Annotated in this window: 15 protein-coding genes; 9 read left to right on the forward strand and 6 right to left on the reverse strand. The window is 38.7% G+C overall.

The window, feature by feature from the left end; translation table 11 throughout:
• Positions 1 to 11: 11 nt before the first annotated feature.
• Both G4Y78_RS28090 and G4Y78_RS28095 read right to left on the reverse strand, forming a co-directional pair.
• Positions 12 to 1,262 (reverse strand): sarcosine oxidase subunit beta family protein, encoded by a 1,251-nt coding sequence (locus G4Y78_RS28090; RefSeq protein WP_163836242.1) that lies wholly within the window; start codon positions 1,260 to 1,262, stop codon positions 12 to 14.
• A gap of 115 nt (positions 1,263 to 1,377) precedes the next feature.
• On the reverse strand, positions 1,378 to 2,463 hold the full coding sequence (locus G4Y78_RS28095) for a hybrid-cluster NAD(P)-dependent oxidoreductase (protein ID WP_163836243.1): 1,086 nt from the start codon (positions 2,461 to 2,463) through the stop codon (positions 1,378 to 1,380).
• 498 nt (positions 2,464 to 2,961) lie between these two features.
• Between G4Y78_RS28095 and G4Y78_RS28100 the strand changes: the two genes are divergently transcribed.
• From G4Y78_RS28100 to G4Y78_RS28120, 5 genes are all read left to right on the forward strand, one after another.
• Positions 2,962 to 4,230 carry an aromatic ring-hydroxylating oxygenase subunit alpha gene (locus G4Y78_RS28100; protein WP_163836244.1) on the forward strand — a complete coding sequence of 423 codons (1,269 nt, stop codon included), beginning with the start codon at positions 2,962 to 2,964 and terminating at the stop codon, positions 4,228 to 4,230.
• A 737-nt stretch (positions 4,231 to 4,967) separates the two neighbouring features.
• Positions 4,968 to 7,109 (forward strand): amino acid adenylation domain-containing protein, encoded by a 2,142-nt coding sequence (locus G4Y78_RS28105; protein ID WP_222937605.1) that lies wholly within the window; start codon positions 4,968 to 4,970, stop codon positions 7,107 to 7,109.
• The gene (locus G4Y78_RS28110; RefSeq protein WP_222937606.1) at positions 7,109 to 8,647 is read left to right on the forward strand and encodes a hypothetical protein; all 1,539 of its coding nucleotides are present in this window, start codon (positions 7,109 to 7,111) and stop codon (positions 8,645 to 8,647) included. Before G4Y78_RS28105 ends, G4Y78_RS28110 begins: the two co-directional genes overlap by 1 nt.
• Positions 8,648 to 8,686: 39 nt before the next feature.
• The gene (locus G4Y78_RS28115) at positions 8,687 to 9,451 is read left to right on the forward strand and encodes an enoyl-CoA hydratase (RefSeq protein WP_163836245.1); all 765 of its coding nucleotides are present in this window, start codon (positions 8,687 to 8,689) and stop codon (positions 9,449 to 9,451) included.
• Between the two features lie 87 nt (positions 9,452 to 9,538).
• A complete protein-coding gene (locus G4Y78_RS28120; protein ID WP_163836246.1) occupies positions 9,539 to 10,327 on the forward strand; it encodes a substrate-binding periplasmic protein in 789 nt (262 codons plus the stop codon).
• A 23-nt stretch (positions 10,328 to 10,350) separates the two neighbouring features.
• Here G4Y78_RS28120 and G4Y78_RS28125 read toward each other — a convergent pair whose 3' ends face one another.
• Complete coding sequence (locus tag G4Y78_RS28125; RefSeq protein ID WP_230425662.1) at positions 10,351 to 11,133, reverse strand: N-acetylmuramoyl-L-alanine amidase; 783 nt, start codon at positions 11,131 to 11,133, stop codon at positions 10,351 to 10,353.
• A gap of 511 nt (positions 11,134 to 11,644) precedes the next feature.
• Here G4Y78_RS28125 and G4Y78_RS28130 point away from each other — a divergent pair.
• The 3 genes from G4Y78_RS28130 to G4Y78_RS28140 all read left to right on the forward strand — a co-directional run bounded on the left by G4Y78_RS28130 (position 11,645) and on the right by G4Y78_RS28140 (position 13,425).
• Positions 11,645 to 12,244, forward strand: coding sequence for a hypothetical protein (locus G4Y78_RS28130; RefSeq protein ID WP_163836247.1), 600 nt, complete (start codon positions 11,645 to 11,647; stop codon positions 12,242 to 12,244).
• A gap of 261 nt (positions 12,245 to 12,505) precedes the next feature.
• Positions 12,506 to 12,940, forward strand: coding sequence for a LexA family protein (locus tag G4Y78_RS28135; RefSeq protein ID WP_163836248.1), 435 nt, complete (start codon positions 12,506 to 12,508; stop codon positions 12,938 to 12,940).
• 41 nt (positions 12,941 to 12,981) lie between these two features.
• Positions 12,982 to 13,425, forward strand: coding sequence for a hypothetical protein (locus G4Y78_RS28140; protein ID WP_163836249.1), 444 nt, complete (start codon positions 12,982 to 12,984; stop codon positions 13,423 to 13,425).
• Positions 13,426 to 13,452: 27 nt separating this feature from the next.
• Here G4Y78_RS28140 and egtD read toward each other — a convergent pair whose 3' ends face one another.
• The 3 genes from egtD to G4Y78_RS28155 all read right to left on the reverse strand — a co-directional run bounded on the left by egtD (position 13,453) and on the right by G4Y78_RS28155 (position 16,811).
• Positions 13,453 to 14,403 (reverse strand): L-histidine N(alpha)-methyltransferase, encoded by a 951-nt coding sequence (gene egtD, locus G4Y78_RS28145; protein WP_163836250.1) that lies wholly within the window; start codon positions 14,401 to 14,403, stop codon positions 13,453 to 13,455.
• Between the two features lie 13 nt (positions 14,404 to 14,416).
• Positions 14,417 to 15,697: an ergothioneine biosynthesis protein EgtB gene (egtB, locus tag G4Y78_RS28150; protein WP_163836251.1), complete on the reverse strand. Its 1,281-nt coding sequence runs from the start codon at positions 15,695 to 15,697 to the stop codon at positions 14,417 to 14,419.
• A gap of 145 nt (positions 15,698 to 15,842) precedes the next feature.
• Positions 15,843 to 16,811 (reverse strand): zinc ABC transporter substrate-binding protein, encoded by a 969-nt coding sequence (locus G4Y78_RS28155; RefSeq protein ID WP_163836252.1) that lies wholly within the window; start codon positions 16,809 to 16,811, stop codon positions 15,843 to 15,845.
• Positions 16,812 to 17,020: 209 nt separating this feature from the next.
• On the opposite strand from G4Y78_RS28155, the gene G4Y78_RS28160 reads away from it, so the two are divergent.
• Positions 17,021 to 17,515, forward strand: coding sequence for a Fur family transcriptional regulator (locus G4Y78_RS28160; protein WP_163836253.1), 495 nt, complete (start codon positions 17,021 to 17,023; stop codon positions 17,513 to 17,515).

Raw genomic sequence — 17,515 nt, forward strand, 5'->3', positions numbered from 1 at the left:
AGTTCCCTCCGCTAGTGTGCTACGCCAGCAGCGCCGTGTTCATCGATCAAATGGCCTGTGTAGAAGCGGTCAATATTGAATGGAGCCGCTAATGTATGTGGGTTATCGTTTGCAATGGTATGGGCAAATACATGACCAGAACCTGGCGTTGCCTTAAAGCCACCAGTTCCCCAGCCACAGTTGAAATACAAACCAGGAATATCGGTTTTACTGATAATGGGGCAGGCATCTGGGCAGGTATCAACAATGCCACCCCAGTGGCGGTTCATTCGTACCCGGCTAAAAATAGGGAACATTTCAACTATGGCAGCAACCGTATGTTGAATAGTGGCAAAAGAGCCGCGTTGGCCATAACCGTTATAGCTATCGATACCAGCCCCAATAACCAAGTCGCCTTTATCTGACTGGCTGACATAACCGTGTACGTGGTTAGACATAACCACAGTATCAAGGATTGGCTTGAGCGGTTCTGATACTAGAGCTTGCAGGGGGTGGGACTCCAGTGGTAAACGCATTCCTACCATGGAGGCTAATACGCCAGAATTGCCTGCTACTACACAGCCGACTTTTTTCGCACCAATAAATCCATTTTTGGTTTCGACGCCGCAAACTACGCCATTTTGCCGGCGAATGCCTGTGACTTCAGTCTGCTGAATTAAATCAACACCTAAGGCATCGGCTGCTCTCGCAAAACCCCATGCTACCGCATCGTGACGGGCAACACCACCGCGAGGCTGCCAAGATGCCCCTAGTACCGGATACCGGGCATTGGAAGAACAGTTAAGAATTGGTACCAACTCTTGTACTTGTTGGGTATGTAAAACTTCAGAATCAATACCATTAAGACGGTTTGCATTTACTCGGCGCTCGATATCCCGCATATCTTGCAAAGTATGGCCAAGGTTTAAAACGCCACGCTGGCTAAACATCAGGTTATAGTTCAGATCTTGTGATAAGCCTTCCCAGAGTTTTAAGGCATGCTCATAAAGCAGTGCCGCTTCGTCCCATAAATAATTAGAACGAACGATGGTGGTGTTACGTGCAGTATTGCCTCCTCCCAAGTAGCCTTTTTCAATAACGGCTACATTGGTAATGCCACATTCTTTGGCAAGGTAATAAGCAGTTGCTAAACCATGGCCACCACCACCAATAATAACCACATCATAATTTGATTTGGGGGTGGGGTTGCGCCATACCCGTTGCCAATTTTCGTGGTAGCTTAAGGCGTGCTTGAGCAGGCCAAAACCTGAGTATTTTTCCATATTTTTATTTACCTACTCGCTTAGCTCCCACTGAGGCTGTTACAAAAGCAGTGTTCGTGAGAGGGGTTACTTCACACAGTTTGAATAGAAAACAAGTGTTGTGTATGAAAATGGTTTAGAAGTCGACAACAACATCGCCAGTAGGTACACTGCAACAGCTTAAAATATAGCCTTCAGCAATGTCCTCATCAGTTATACCACCGCTGTGGTTCATCGAAACCTCGCCAGACTTTTTCAAAACTTTACAGGTACCACAAAGCCCCATACCACAAGCCCTTGGCATGTGCAAGCCCACTTTACCAGCAGCCTGGTGAATAGTTTCACCAGGTAGTATTTCGGCGACTTTTTCTGAAGCAGCAAATTCAACAGTGATAAGCTCTGATTCGTCGAATGTAACTTCTACATAATTGGCTGCGTCTTCAGGATTCTCTTCTGGTGCTGTGATAAAGCTTTCTTCGTGGTATCGACTCATGTCGAAACCAACCTCTTGCAGCATTTGCTGGACAGCTGCCATATATGGGCCAGGACCACAGCAAAAAATTTCTCTTTCTAATAAGTCAGGGGTTGTTGCATCAAGAATATTGTTATGGAGAAAACCCCGGTAGCCATACCAGCTTTGGCCAGGCTCAATTTTTTCGCAAATAACGACCAATTTAAAATTTGGCATTACTGCATCAAGCCGGGTTAGTTCTTCTAAAAATAAAATGTCAGAAGGTGTTCTAGCACTATGGATAAACACCACATCAACATCAGCCATAGTATCAGCCCACCAACGAGCCATTGACATAACAGGGGTAATGCCTACACCTCCTGAAAGTAAAAGTACTTTTTCAGCAGGGTAATCAATGTTGGTAAATATGCCTGCAGGGCCCTGAATTTCAAGGGTGTCACCTACACTCAAGTTGTCGTGTAGCCAGTTAGAAATAAACCCGTCGGGCACACGTTTAACAGCAATAGCAAAGCAGTATGGGCGAGAAGGAGAAGTAACTATGGTATAGCAGCGCTGAAGAGGCTTTCCATTAATAGTGAGATTCAGTGTTACAAACTGCCCAGGCTTAAAGTGAAATATCATTGGCTTCTCAGTTTGAAACCAAAAAGACATCACATCATGGGTTTCAGGAATCACAGCCACACAACGCACACTTAAGGTACCTGGCTGCCACACATCTAATGCAGTTGGATTGGCGAAGGCTTCGGTCATGTCACTGCTCTCTTCCGTTTAGCGGTTATTTCTTATTGGGTCTTTATTGCTTGATCTTTTAGTGTTGAAGCAATTTTGACTATTTATGACTTTACTGGATTTTGGGTCAGGGGCTGGAAGTGAGGTTACCTAAAAACGACCTACAAATAGTTTTTGCAGCCGATAGTTAGCCCTTGCCTTATTCGCGTCGGAAACCAACTTCTGCCAGGTCGCTTTTAACTATGTTATTAGTAGGTTTATTAATCAGAATGCCTACAATTAACAATGTGCCTCTAAGTACCTAGTGATGCAGTCATGCACCTGATAGCAAATGAGTTAATTGCCTGCTAAATGCCACTTATTTCATAACAGGCGCCACTAGAGTATGAGTGCTCATGCCAATAACATGAGCAGTATAAAAATAAGCCAATGCCAATATTAGAGGTGCTTAAACTTACGGACGATTTAGCCTACAACAAATGTTGCCGTATATATAACAAATAATGATGAGGTATCACTATGGGTAACTTGATTGATATCAAGCAGCTTTCCAGCACAAGCATTACTCGTCTGGATGTAGCCAAAATGCTGCAAGATCGTGACCCAGCCTACTCCCTGCCCCAACCTTTTTATAATGATCCTCATCTCTTTCAAATTGATATGGAAGAGATTTTTTGTAAAGAGTGGCTGTTTGTAGGTTTAACTTGCGAAGTACCTGCAAAAGGTAATTTCTTTACGGTCGATATCGGTAATAATCCGATACTTGTTGTAAGAAATCAGCATAACGAAATACAGGCATTCCATAATGTGTGTAGACACCGTGGCTCTAAAGTTTGCTTGCAGCCTAAAGGTAAAGTCGCAAAGTTAGTATGTCCATACCATCAATGGACTTATGAACTTGATGGTCAACTCATTTTTGCTGGCACAGAAATGGGAGACGACTTCTGTAAGAGTAACTTTTCATTAAAGCCTGTCCATGTCAAAACAGCTGGCGGCTATATTTTTATTTCTTTAGCTGAATACCCTCCAGAAATAGATTCTTTTATTAATGATTTAGAACACTACCTAGAACCTTATGACTTAGAAAATGCAAAAGTAGCGGTAGAGTCCAATATTGTTGAAAAGGCTAACTGGAAGCTGGTCATTGAAAACAACCGTGAGTGTTATCACTGTAATGGTTCACACCCAGAATTACTCAACAGTTTATTAGAATGGGATGACACCACTGACCCCCGTGCATCAGATGAATTTAAGGCTCATGTTGCCCGTAAACAGGCGGATTGGGAAGCAGAAAAAATCCCTCATCAACATGTTTCTCATGGTTTAAGAAACCGAATTGTGAGAATGCCACTAATGGAAGGAACAGTTTCCATGACCATGGATGGCAAGCCAGGCTGCAAAAAACTGATGGGGCGTATTAAAAGCCCTGACTTAGGCTCAATGCGGATATTGCATTTGCCTAACTCATGGAACCACGCGATGGGTGATCATTTAATTGCATTTATCGTTACACCACTAAGTCCTCAGGAAACTTTAGTCACCACTAAATGGCTGGTTCACAAAGATGCTGTGGAAGGTGTTGATTATGACGCAGCAAACCTGAGAAAAGTATGGGATGCCACTAACTCCCAAGATAGAAAGCTTGCTGAAGATAACCAATTAGGGATTAACTCGATGGCCTATGAGCCTGGCCCTTACTCAAAAACATATGAGTTTGGAGTGATTAACTTTTTAAATTGGTATAGCGAATCAATGCTTAACCATTTAGGAACCCAGCATAGCGAATAACTATAGAGCACTACTAAAAACGTGGACCTCATAAAAGTGGGGTCCACAAACTAACAAGATCTCCTTTAAGGTTTCTTTCATTTTAATCAAAACAGAACTACCCCTACCCATCAGTCTTCTTTGTTTTGTATTCCCCCTAAATAGCCCTTAAGCTTATTTATTTTCGGCCTGCTTATCTCCTTTCATTATCTACATCAAAAAAAATGGTATAACTCTTTCTTAAACAAACTCACACTGTCGATTTTATTTAGAATTGATGTCTCATTTTTCAATCATTAGATGAAACAAGGTTGTTTAGTTGCCGTTCTATTTAATGAGTTATTCTTGAGTGGCAATTTAGCTTAAGAGTTATTAATAAAATTAGTTTATAAAAGGTAGGTTAAAAAAATAATAAGTTATCTATTACTATCTTAGATCCATTAAATTGAAAAGTGTTTGCAGCTCATTATTGAGCAATGACTATTGATGTGAGCTTTATCCATCAAACTTTTATTGCATTTGATTTTTAATAAAGAAGACATTTATGCTCTTTATTGAAGTCTATAGCTGGATTTTCTTCTCACTCAAAACATTAACAAAAACTCAAACACTAATCACAAAAGCACAAAATATAAGTTAAATTTAATAATCACACCTTAAAAGATTGCTTAGATTAAAGAAAAAATGATTTACATAAAATATACATAACCTTTGAAAGTATTTTTGTTGAGTGATATTTCCAGTCAGGTGTAGTGTTTATGAACATCGAGCAAGTTGTACAGGCCGGTTTAAAAATTAAAGAAAAAGGTATGGTGGTCACAGGAGCTTCGTTAAAAGAGCAGCTAAAACATAGTGACCCAAGAACCCTAATGTCAATTTGGCTGAAAAACAGCCCAAGAAAAGACTCAAAAGCTAACGTCAGGATTTCTAAGAACATCAACCCAGATACCTATCCCCATAACGAACACTTGCAACAACCAGAGGATTTATATAAAAAGATTATTCATGATATTTGTGAAGACTCTTCTGAAATAATTAATCATCTAGAAAGCAAACTAAAACTAACAGAAAATAAAATAAGTGATATTAACAATAAGTTAAACCTCGCAGAGCATGAATTAATTAAAAATAAACACGTAGTTACTGTTATAGGCTCCGTATTAAATAAATTAAATGACAAACACTTTATTGAGAGTAAGAATACAAGTGATCTTGCAGATATAATAAGTCAAGAACTGTCGGCTATTCATTGGAGCGAAACCAATAATACCGCTTCAACCAACAATTTAGCACAAAAAACAAATAGCCAGACAAGAAAGCTCTCTTTCTTACAACAAGCTATTAGTAATCTTAATCACCACGACCAGTATTTATTTGAGCAATTTGGCCAAGGCCCCATTAAGGCTATTCCATATACCTGTATCCACCATGCCTTTGAGCAACAGGCTACAGTACAACCAAATGCCATTGCAGCAGAATATTTAGGGCAATCAATTAGTTATCAAGCACTTAACCATCAAGCTAATCGACTTGCTATGTTGTTGAAAAAGCAAGGTGTAAAAAAAGGCGATAATGTTGCTTTGTTTTTGGAACGTTCTATTCCGATGTTAGTTGGAATTTTTGCAGTACTTAAACTAGGTGCAGCATATGTGCCACAGCATGTAGGAGTTGCTCCAGAAAAGCAGCTAAAACATGTCATTAAAGCAGCAAAGACAAAGATTATTTTAACACTCTCAAAATTAAAACCTCTTATTCCCGTACCAGCAGAGCACACTTGTATTGCAATTGATGAAATCATGCAATCACCACTAAACGATGAAGTGGCTGATCAAAACCCTCAAATCGAAATTCAAGCCAGCGACAACTGCTTTATTTTATTTACTTCAGGCACAACCGGCTCTCCAAATGGCGTGCAAGTAACTCATGGCAATGTCTGTAATATTATTTTAACTGAGCCTGGTAATTTGGGAATTAAACCAGGAATGAAAGTAGCGCAAATTCTCAGTATTGCCTTTGATATGGCTGCGTGGGAAATACTAGGGTGTTTAACCCACGGCGCAACATTAGTAATTCGAGGGAAAAATATTCAACAAGCGGTACAGCAAGCAGATGTAGTAATTGCAACACCTTCAGTGCTTGGCTCTCTAGACGTTGCCCAGTGTCATAATGTGAAAGTTGTGGCTGTTGCGGGTGAGCCCTGCCCTAAACCGTTGGCAGATAAATGGGCTGCTTTTTGCAAATTCCATAACTCCTGCGGACCAACTGAAACCACAATAGTTAATACCGTACAGCATTATCATAAGGACTCTAAAGCGCTTACCATTGGTAAACCGACCCCAAATAATACCGTGTACATTCTTGATAACAATATGCAACCCTGCGCAATTGGCGAAGTAGGAGAAATGTGGGCTGGTGGAGATTGTGTTACAGCAGGCTATTTAGATAACCCAGAATTAAATAAAGAACGTTATGCTCCAGACCCTTTTCTTGGTAATGGACAAATAATGTTTCGCACTCGAGACCTTGGTCGATGGACCAAAAATGGTGAGCTGGAGCATTTCGGTAGAGTTGATGATCAAGTCAAAATTCGCGGTTTTCGAGTTGAACTTGACTCTGTATCAGCAGTTTTGGAAAAGGTACCCAGTTGCACCCAAGCCGTTACATTAAAACTGGATTGCCGTCATCTGGTTGCTTTTGTTAGCCCACAAAGTGTTGATACAGAAGCAGCAAAACTAGTGATTGCAGATTCCCTTCCTTACTATTGCGTACCATCCATGATTTTCGCAATTGATAAGTTACCTAAAACCAGTCGAGGCAAAGTAGATAAAAGAGAGTTGCTGAAAATTGCCCAACAACATCACGACCAGCAACAACCAGAAATGATAAAGGAGACATCATAATGGGTAACGTTGCAAGCTTAAAAAGCTCAGTAACAGAGCAAGCTACAATAGTAGAACAAGCAAACAACAAAAATCAAACTAAGCAGACAGCTAAGAGCAAAAACACATCTAAACCAATAACAAGCCAACAGCCATTAAAAAAACAATCAACAAAACCAGTTAATAAAAAAATAAAACCGGCTAATCAGCCGGTAGATGCATCAAAGATTAAGTTACCCAGTGTAAAACTACCTAAAGAAAAAAGGTTATTGCAACGTCTGGGTAAGCACGAAAAATTAATGCACTACAACCGTCTTGTTTATTTAGTGGCATTAGTTAACTTAAGTTTGCTTTTATTGGGTATGTTCCAATATAACTGGTGGACTGCTGAAGGGGTTGCACTTGGTGGAATATCCAATATAGTGGTTATTAACATGTCAATTGCCATCATAATGCGCCAGCAATATGTTATTAATTTTTTGTTCTGGCTTGCAACCCGAGCACCTACGAGCTGGCCATTATCCATTCGCTGGACACTGGGCAAAATTTATCACTTTGGTGGCTTACATAGCGGTTGTGCTGTTGCTGCTACTATTTGGTTCGCTGCTTTTGCTGGTTCCATCACTTATCAATTTACAAGTAATCTACCAGGAATATCGCTCGGAACAGTTGTTATTACCTATGTTTTATTAGCACTATTAATGTTAATCGTAGTGATGGCTTTACCTAGCAATCGTGCTCGTTTTCATAATAACTTTGAGCTAATCCACCGCTTTGGAGGCTGGACTGCGCTACTGCTATTTTGGATGCAAACAGTCATTTTTGTTAACGACCAAAAGAGGGATAACACATTAGCGGATACTTTATTTACCAGTGTTGGTTTTTGGCTGTTAATTGCAGTGACAATTAGCATTGTTATTCCCTGGTTACGATTAAAAAAAGTGCCTGTCGAAATTGTTACCCCTTCATCCCATGTTGCATTGGCGCGCTTTAATTATGGTGTAACGCCATTTCCTGGATCATCTATGGCAATTAGTTTAAATCCACTTGCCGAGTGGCACGCCTTTGCCAATGTACCCAAACCCGGTGAAAAAGGATATCGCTTAACTATTTCGAGAGCAGGTGATTGGACTGGTGCATTTATTGATAGCCCTCCAAGTCATGTATGGGTAAAAGGTATTCCTACAGCAGGTGTTGCCAACATTGAAAAACTGTTTAAACGAGTTGTTTATGTAGCAACAGGTAGTGGAATAGGCCCTTGCCTACCTCATTTATTGGCCCAAGAAGTTCCTGCTCATTTAGTTTGGTCAACAAGAAGCCCTCGTAAAACTTACGGAGATGCTTTAGTCGATGAAATCTTAGCAGCAGAGCCTAATGCTACTATTTGGGACACTACTGAAAGTGGTAAACCAGATATGGTTAAACTGGCTTATTTAGCCTATCGCTATTTTAATGCCGAAGCGGTTATTTGTATTTCAAATCAGAAATTAACTTATGAAGTTGTCCATGGCTTAGAAATTCGAGGAATTCCTGCATATGGTGCTATTTGGGATTCATAAGGAAGTTTTATCTAATAAAAATGATGCAATGAGGAAACTATGAATATTTTAATAGAACGCAAAGGGCGAGTAGTTATTGTTAAACTGAATCGACCAAAAGCGTTAAATGCGCTGAACTCAGCGATTATGAAAGAAATAGTCACTACTTTACAACCATTAGATCAAGATCCCGAAATAGGTTGTTTTATCATAACCGGCTCAGAAAAGGCATTTGCTGCTGGGGCTGATATTAAAGAAATGGTTAACCAATCTTATATGGACATGTTTTATCAAGATTTTTTTGCTGCTTGGGATGGTTTCACAGCATTACGCACACCAACAATTGCAGCGGTATCCGGATATGCACTGGGAGGTGGCTGTGAGCTGGCAATGATGTGCGACATGATTTTTGCTGCGGAATCCGCTAAATTTGGTCAACCAGAAATCAAACTTGGCGTTATACCTGGGATAGGTGGTTCACAACGATTAACCAAGTTAGTAGGTAAATCCAAAGCCATGGACATGATTTTAACTGGTAGAATGATAGACGCAGAAGAAGCTGAACGTACTGGATTAGTTGCACGCATTATTCCAGATGATAAATTGCTAGATGAAGCTATTGCCGCCGCAGAAACTATCGCTGTTTATGGAAAGCCTGCTGCTATGGTGGCAAAAGAAGCTGTTGATCGTGCTTTAGAGTTAAGCTTACAAGAAGGTATCTTATTTGAGCGTAGAACTTTTCATGCATTATTTGCAACCGAGGATCAGAAAGAAGGTATGCGAGCTTTTATTGAGAAAAGGAATCCACAATTTAAAAATAAATAAGTTTTAAGAATAACACTAAAGTAGTGGTAGTTTCCACCATATCATATAAGCTTACCTTAAATTAATTTGCACTTTTCGGGGCTTGTTATGAAAAAGTGGCATCAGGCTTTTATTTTTTTATTCTTTCTTCTAACAACCGTTACAAGTGTATTTGCCTGTTCAAAACAACTTGAGGCTGCATGGAATAAATGGGAGCCTTTTTTTATGACCAAGGATAAAGGCCAACCTGATGGTTTAGATGCTATGATTATGGATCTGCTACTTACTGCAGCGGGATGTCCGTACAAACTTCAAGAAATTCCTGGACGACGTGCACTGAATTTGGTCAAAGAAGGCAAAATTGATATGGTGACAGCCGCATCAATTACTGAAGAACGACAAAAATATGGTTATTATTCTGATCCTTATCGACGGGAAGTAATGCTATTAGTTTTCCGCAAAGGAGAATCAAAAAAATATCCTGCCAGTAATTTGATGAAGCTATTCAATAAATACGACGTTAAAATTGGAGCTAGTAATGGTGCTTATTATGGCCCTGAGTTTCAAAAAGTGCTTGAAGATAAAAACCTAAAACAAAAAGTGCACTTGACTTCCAGTCCAGAACAGCGCATGAAGTTACTTGAAGCAGGTAGGTTAACAGCTGTCGTTGATGATCAAGTAGCTGCAACCTTTTTAACGCGTCAAATGAAACTGGTTGGAAAATTTGAATTTCACCCATTAGTTGTTCACGATAATAGTATTCATTTGCTATTTAGCAAACGTTCTGTTGCTAAAGAAGATGTAGACCTAATTAATATCGCTTTATTTCGCTTGAAAAAATCATTGGTATATAAATGGGTGTTAAAACATTACACAGATATTACTGCTGATAAGTAAAAGTCCCCTAATAAAGTTAAAAGCTAAAAATACCTATCCACTAATGCATAAAGTACTGCCACGGTTTTTATGTCTAACTGACCATAATAAGACTCGGGATTGAAATGCATTTGAAATGCATTCACAACCTGTCGCATTTGCTCATCCTCTACACCTGTCAGCTTTATCGGATAACCATAGGCTTTCAGCTTTTGTTGAACTTCCATTACAGATGGCAGGGTTTTACGAAACTGCTGTTGATAGTATTCAACAGTTTCGGGATTATACCAAGCCCCAACTCCTTCCAAGTATAAGTGCTGCCATGGAAATTTTGGCCCAGGATCTGCCTTTCTATCTGGAGCAATGTCTGAGTGGCCAACAACACGGGTAGGGGTAATATCGGGGTGACGTTGTAGTATGTCTTTACACAATAAAATCAACTGTTTGATTTGATCGGTAGGATAATCAGGAAAATCCAAATCTGCTGAGTTAGCCCTTTCCTCTGGCTGATAAACAATCTCGATACCAATAGACTGGTCGTTGATATTAACTCTGTCCTCCCAGGCGCTGATGCCAGCATGCCAAGCTCGTTGCGATTCATCTACCAACTTAAAGGTACGTAAGTCAGGGAAAGGATAGCTAGAATCCTCTAAACAAGGTAGAAGATAGTGAGCGCTCACATTAGTGGTGAGCGCAGCCACTGCCTCGACAAAATTAATTGCAGTATAGTGAACCACCAGAAAACGTATACGACTGTTATAACTTAGTGAACGGTAGGAAGAGTCGTCGATAACTAGCAATATGCCCCCTTTGTTTATTGCTATCACAAGTATCCCCTTGAGTATACAAGGTTGGAGGCTACATAGACCAGTAGTCAAATCCAAGCAAGAGATACACATTTTTAGGTGTAGAAATGAAGCGATATATACTCACAGCAAAGAGTATAGGACTGTAAAGACACTTAACTTGTTACTCACTCAATGTAAAATATATGGCTTTTATTAAAGTACACTATTTAGCTATAAAAAATGATTTTTTAATAACATTTATGATGATTTAAAGTACAAGTATCAATAGATAATTTTAATTGACCAATCAGTTATACTCACCTGAATTATTTTTTTTATAAATGTTTTACTAGAAACCTCATGAATTCAAAACAAATGCTTGATTTAAATGCTTTTTTATTTAAAAGTTATTAATGAATAATATGAGTTAAATCACATTTTATTAATAATTAGTTAACAAATCAGAAATAAGAACGTTTCCCAATGTTACCGATATAGTGTTTAATTTGTAACACAAGTTTCTTTTAATGGCAGGAAGCAGGGTGAATGTATGGTTAGCTATACGGACGTCGACAACAAAGACTTAGTATGGGATCTAAATCATATTTTTAATCGCAAAAAGGCAATCGACTTTTTTAAACTGATTGCAGATTGCTTTTGCGTGTACAGTCCAACAGTTTCAAAACTGTACTCAAACTATGAGGTTATAACACCAAATAACTACAACAGTGGTTTGGTGATACTTCCCAATTTTTATTGCTTTCATGATACTTTCAATCATATTGATGAAAGTGCTATTCGCCCTACTAATATTATGCTCGTGGCGAATACAGTGAATAAAACCAAAAAGCTGTATATGGTGCTACCAATTAAGCAACAGCAAAAGATCTACCCTTTAGGCCAAGGCCTAGAAGTGCTTAACAGCTTCCTTAAGAATAAAGGACATCAGTTCTTGCCTGTATTAGTAAACGGCGACTTGAGAGAGTTTCGTGCCCAAAGCCCTTGCTTGCACTTAAACTTATTAATGTTGGACAAGCTAGAGAACCTTTCTGAGTTTCAGAAGCAAGACATAGCAGAAACGATCCATAACCGTGTTGATTCACTCTATAATCTGGCTAACCACGTACAAGGGCATATGCAAACTGCCTGATCATAAATAACCTGCCGTTGAAATTTGAACAAATGCCACATAAACCTATGTGGCTTTTTTTTATCCAGCCAGTGCTCCTTTCCTAACTACCTATAACTAACACCAAAAAGATCGTGGTTAATAACTAACTTCATAATTGTTAAAGCTCATTTCATTAAAATAAAAAGCTATCAGAATCTTTTATAAGATAGAAATTAATAATTGCCTTAACCAGATTTTCGATTAATATACTGTATATAAATACAGTATATGGTTATCATCATGCACGTCACTCAGCTATTTACGGCTAAGCAGATTCAGCCAACAGAGAAAGTACCATTGCTCAGTAATCACTCAGCATTTGGAGACCCATTTCCCATAAACAACCATGCTGAGGCCAAGATCAATCTTCATGAGTTTATAGTGAAAGATCCATTGGCCACTTTTTTTGTTCAGGTTGAGGGGGAACCTATGCTAGAAGTAAGGATTCGCTCAGGTGACCTTTTGATGGTGGATCGCTCTTTAACACCTCAAAATGGCAGCACTGTCATTGCAGAGCTAGAAAAAAAAGAGTTAACAGTCAAAGAAATACAACTGACTAAAAATAAAGCTTGGCTAATCACTCGCAACCCACAGACTAAACCAATTAATATTACAGGGTATGTAGACAATGTTGTTTGGGGAGTAGTTGTACACCGTATACACAGTTGTCAATAAAATTAATTAAGAAAATTTTTCTAGTAATTTTTACGGGAATTATGATGGACAAATATTGTCATTACCATTCACACTTTTTTATTCACCGTTCACAATTTATCCCTCTATTAGAAGCTTTATGTTATCAGCGTAGTGATATTACCTATGACAACCAACAGCCATTTATCATGGATGAGTTTAAGCAATCTGGTTTTTCTGTAGAGTTTGATAAAAATGGAAATATTAATCAAATAGTTCTATCTGAAACACCAGAAGGTGACTTGGATGATTTAATCACCCCAATAGCCACCTATGTTGAATCAGGCAGTTTTATTGAGTTAATTGTAAATGCCGAAGATAACAAACTAAAAAACTCGATATTAATCGAACGTTGGCAGTTTAATGGGCACAGAGCAGTAAAAGAATACTACCCAGTCGTACTTACTCCTGCTTGCTCTACTAAACACTGTAATACACATAACAAACAGATATCAGCCGCTGCTTAGTCATGGACTATTAGTCGTTTAAAATAGTTATTCTACATAAAAAATAGCAAACCATTGCTTGTCATCAACCCAACGTTGAGTACAAGCTAAACCAGCACTACTTGCTAGGCTAATGAAGTCTGCAGTTGTATATTTGTAAGAATTTTCAGTATGAATTGATTCATTTTTAGCTAGACGAATTTTTTTGTTATTAATAGTAATAATCTGGTCGATCAAGCTTACTAGATGCATCTCAATGCGACTTTTTTCATTGTTAAAAAAAGCTTTATGAGAAAATAGTTCAGGGTTAAAATTAGCATTAACAAGCTTATTTAGATGCAGCAGAGCATTTTTATTAAACTTGGCTGTCACTCCTTGGCTGTCGTTATAAGCTTTATTCAAAATTTCGACTGGCTTAACTAAGTCTATGCCAATAATTAGAGCACTATCATCACCCAACTGTTGTTTTAGCCTTTGCAAAAATAATTTAGCTTCTTCTGGCTCAAAATTACCTAAACTAGAGCCAGGAAAAAAACCTACTTTATGGGTGTACTCGGTATTTGGCAGGCTTAATTGTTGACTGTAGTCTAAACAAGCAGCATGTACTTCTAACCAAGGATAATCATTAGCCAGCTTTTGTGCTGAATCGAGTAAGTGAGCACGGGATATATCCAATGGCATGTAAGCCTTTGGTTGTACAGCTTCTAACAAAACTCTGATTTTTTCACTACTACCACTACCATATTCGACTAATAAAGTGTGGTTACCAACTGCCTGAGCAATGGCTTCAGAATATTTTTTTAATATACTGAGTTCAGTTCTTGTTACATAGTAATCAGGTAATTGGGTAATCCTATCAAATAGTTGAGATCCCACTTTATCATAGAAATATTTTGGTTTTATTCTTTTAGGAGAGGCAGTTAAATCTTGTAAAATTTCTTCATTGGTATCATTAGCAGCGGCTAAACGATCATAGAAAAAAACAGTATTAGTAGACATATTTTTTAGTCCTTTAATTTGCTAATCTGATGCCAGTCATTTGCCACCGGTCTTTAGGATAAAAAAAGTTACGGTAACTTGGTCTAATGTGGTCATGAGGAGTCAAGCATGACCCACCGCGTAACACCATTTGGTTACACATAAATTTACCGTTGTATTCACCCACTTCATCTATAAATGGTTTAAACTTAGGATAAGGTAAATAAGCTGATAAGGTCCATTGCCAGCAATGATTAAATAAATGATTGATTTCATAAGTGTTAGTATGAGGCAATGGATGATAAGGGGAATTCGGTAAAACATCCGCTAGGTGGCTGTATCGTTTTGCTACAAACTCCCACTCTTGTTCTGTAGGCAAGCGATATCCTGCCCAGCGAGCATAGGCATCAGCTTCATAATAACTAATATGACATACCGGACTTTGCATATTAAGTGGCATACTGCCGTATAAAGTAAATTCATACCATTCACGATTTTTTTGATACCAGTATAGTGGCTTATTAACACCGCTCCGACAAATACACTCCCAACCATCAGCCAGCCAAAACTCGGGGTTTTGGTAACCCTTGTCTTCAATAAATGCTAAGTATTCATGATTCAATACCAGACGATTTGCCAAGGAAAATGGCTGTACCAATATTTCATGAGGTGGTTTTTCATTATCAAAACTAAAGCCTTTATCTTCATAACCGATGGTGGTTTTCCCTCCAGGAAACTCAATAAACTTCAACTCTGGACTGGTAAGTTTATGATTTATTTTCGGTAACTTAGTTTGATAACGTGGCAGTAGAGGATTCTGAAAAAAATTATATTTTAAATCGGTTAGTATCAACTCCTGGTGCTGTTGTTCATGATGAATACCAAGTGCCAATCTGAATAGTAACCACTCTCGCTGATGATCAGAAAGCTTACTGTTATGCTTAAGTAATGTTTTTATTTTTTCATCAACATGCTCTCGGTATCTGTAAACAGTATCTACAGTTGGTCTGGAAAGTAAATGTCGGTTTCGCCTGATAAAGGGCTTACCTATGCCGTTATAGTAGGAATTAAACAAATGATGAAAGGCTGGATGAAATGGTTTGAAGTTGTCTTCCAACTTGGCGAGGATAAAGGTTTCAAAAAACCAGGTTGTATGAGCTAAATGCCACTTAACTGGACTTGTTTCAACTACAGCTTGTAAATTATAGTCATCCAGCTCTAAGGGCTCACATAATACCCAAGTGTGAGCTCGACAGCTTTGGTATTTTTCCTGGTAACTGTCTAGCTTTTCGACAACTGCCGACCTATGCGTCACATGCTTTTCCTTTGCTTTCGTTTGATGATAAAAAATTTTATTCAAACTTAAAGGGTAGCAATAGATTATTGGCGTGATGTTACAGTTTATTGAAGGAAGCTAACCTGAGTATTTCACCGAATATCAATGATTCTGGATATTCAGACTAACCTGTTGTCGATAGACAATAATACAAACTGCCCACCAAACTTTGCAGATAATTAACATAACCATTTTGAGTTACCACTTGTTCAATAGCAAGTGGGTCTAAAATGGCTTTTTTAATAGGGAGACCTTGGGTTAATTTAGTTAAAATTCTGGGCGAGAACTGTGGCTCAAGAAATAAACAAGCTTTACCCGCAGACGACAGCTTTTTTCTTAGCTGGATGATATGGCGTGTGCTAGATAGTTGATCAGGGGTTGTTGTGACATTATCAATAATATTGAGCTGATAGTGTTCAGCTAATAAGCCATAAGCATCATGTAAGACAAAAAAACCTTTGTGATTAACAGTTGAAAGTAACTGTTGATTATCAATATCTACTTTGTGTAACTGTCCAGCAAATTGAGTCAAGTTAGCTTGCCATTGATTACGATAGTTAGGGTATAGCTCTGATAAGGTGTTAGTGATTGTTTGTGCGGCACGTAATGCCTGTTTTGGATCTAACCATATATGCAATTTGCTCTCAAAACTATGATTGTGATGATCATGCTGCTGACTTATGGGAGCAAGCCCTACTACTGAATTATCAAGATCCATTAAGGATACTGTGGGCTGACTTAGAGAACGTTTTGCTAACGGCTTTTGTAAAAACATTTCCATTTGAGGCCCAACCCAAAACACCACATCTGCTTGACGAATTTTGGTAAGATCAGACGGCTTAAGCGCATAATGATGTGGGGAAGCAGAAGTGGGAACTAAAACTTCTGGTGTGGTTATATCACCAGTAATTGCTTTAGCAATGAGCTGGAGAGGTTTTACCGACACTAAAATATTGACTGGTGATGTGCTAACTTGAGTTACTTGTTCAGCACCAAACGCAGCTACTTGCCAAACCAAGCCAAGAATAGTGAGGCAGATAACTGTAAACCGTCGGGTAAAACAGGCTACTAATTGCTTAAAGGTGTTGAACAAGATCCTAGCTCCATACCACAAATAACAAGCCATCAGCTGAATTGTTTGTACTTGGTGCAACCATCATTTGCAAAGCATTCATTAGTTACAATGCTCAACTTTTACGGTGTACAAGACTTATGTTTAAGCTTTGCCACAGTTTTTAAATTGTTTAAGCATTTATATGAAATGTTATACTATAACGTTAATTAGACAATAACTTGGTCACTATGTCTAGATCTGATAAACAAACTTTACTGCTTAACCCTCACGATCATGGCCAGTGTATTGAAGATGCCCTGTTACGCGCCGATGAACTTTGCAAGAAGAGTGGTGTTAAGTTAACTGAGTTACGCCGCCAAGTTCTGGAGCTAGTATGGCAAAGTCATAAGCCACTCGGTGCTTATGATATATTGGCTTTGCTCTCAGATCAGTCGGGTAAAAAAGCAGCGCCTCCTACAGTCTATAGGGCACTAGACTTTCTGCAGGAGCAAGGCTTAGTACACCGAATAAGCTCCTTGAATGCCTTCATTGGTTGCCCTATGCCTGAACATCAACACCAGAGTTTCTTTTTGATTTGTCGTAATTGCGCCATAACTATGGAGATCAATAGCGATACCCTAGCCAAAGAACTCAGTATTTTTGCACATCAAGCAGGCTTTACAGTGGAAAATGAAACCGTTGAAGTTGTAGGGTTATGCCCTAACTGTCAATCATCGCAGTGA

Origin of the sequence: Spartinivicinus ruber (genome assembly GCF_011009015.1) — a bacterium.
In the GTDB taxonomy this organism is placed as follows: domain Bacteria; phylum Pseudomonadota; class Gammaproteobacteria; order Pseudomonadales; family Zooshikellaceae; genus Spartinivicinus; species Spartinivicinus ruber.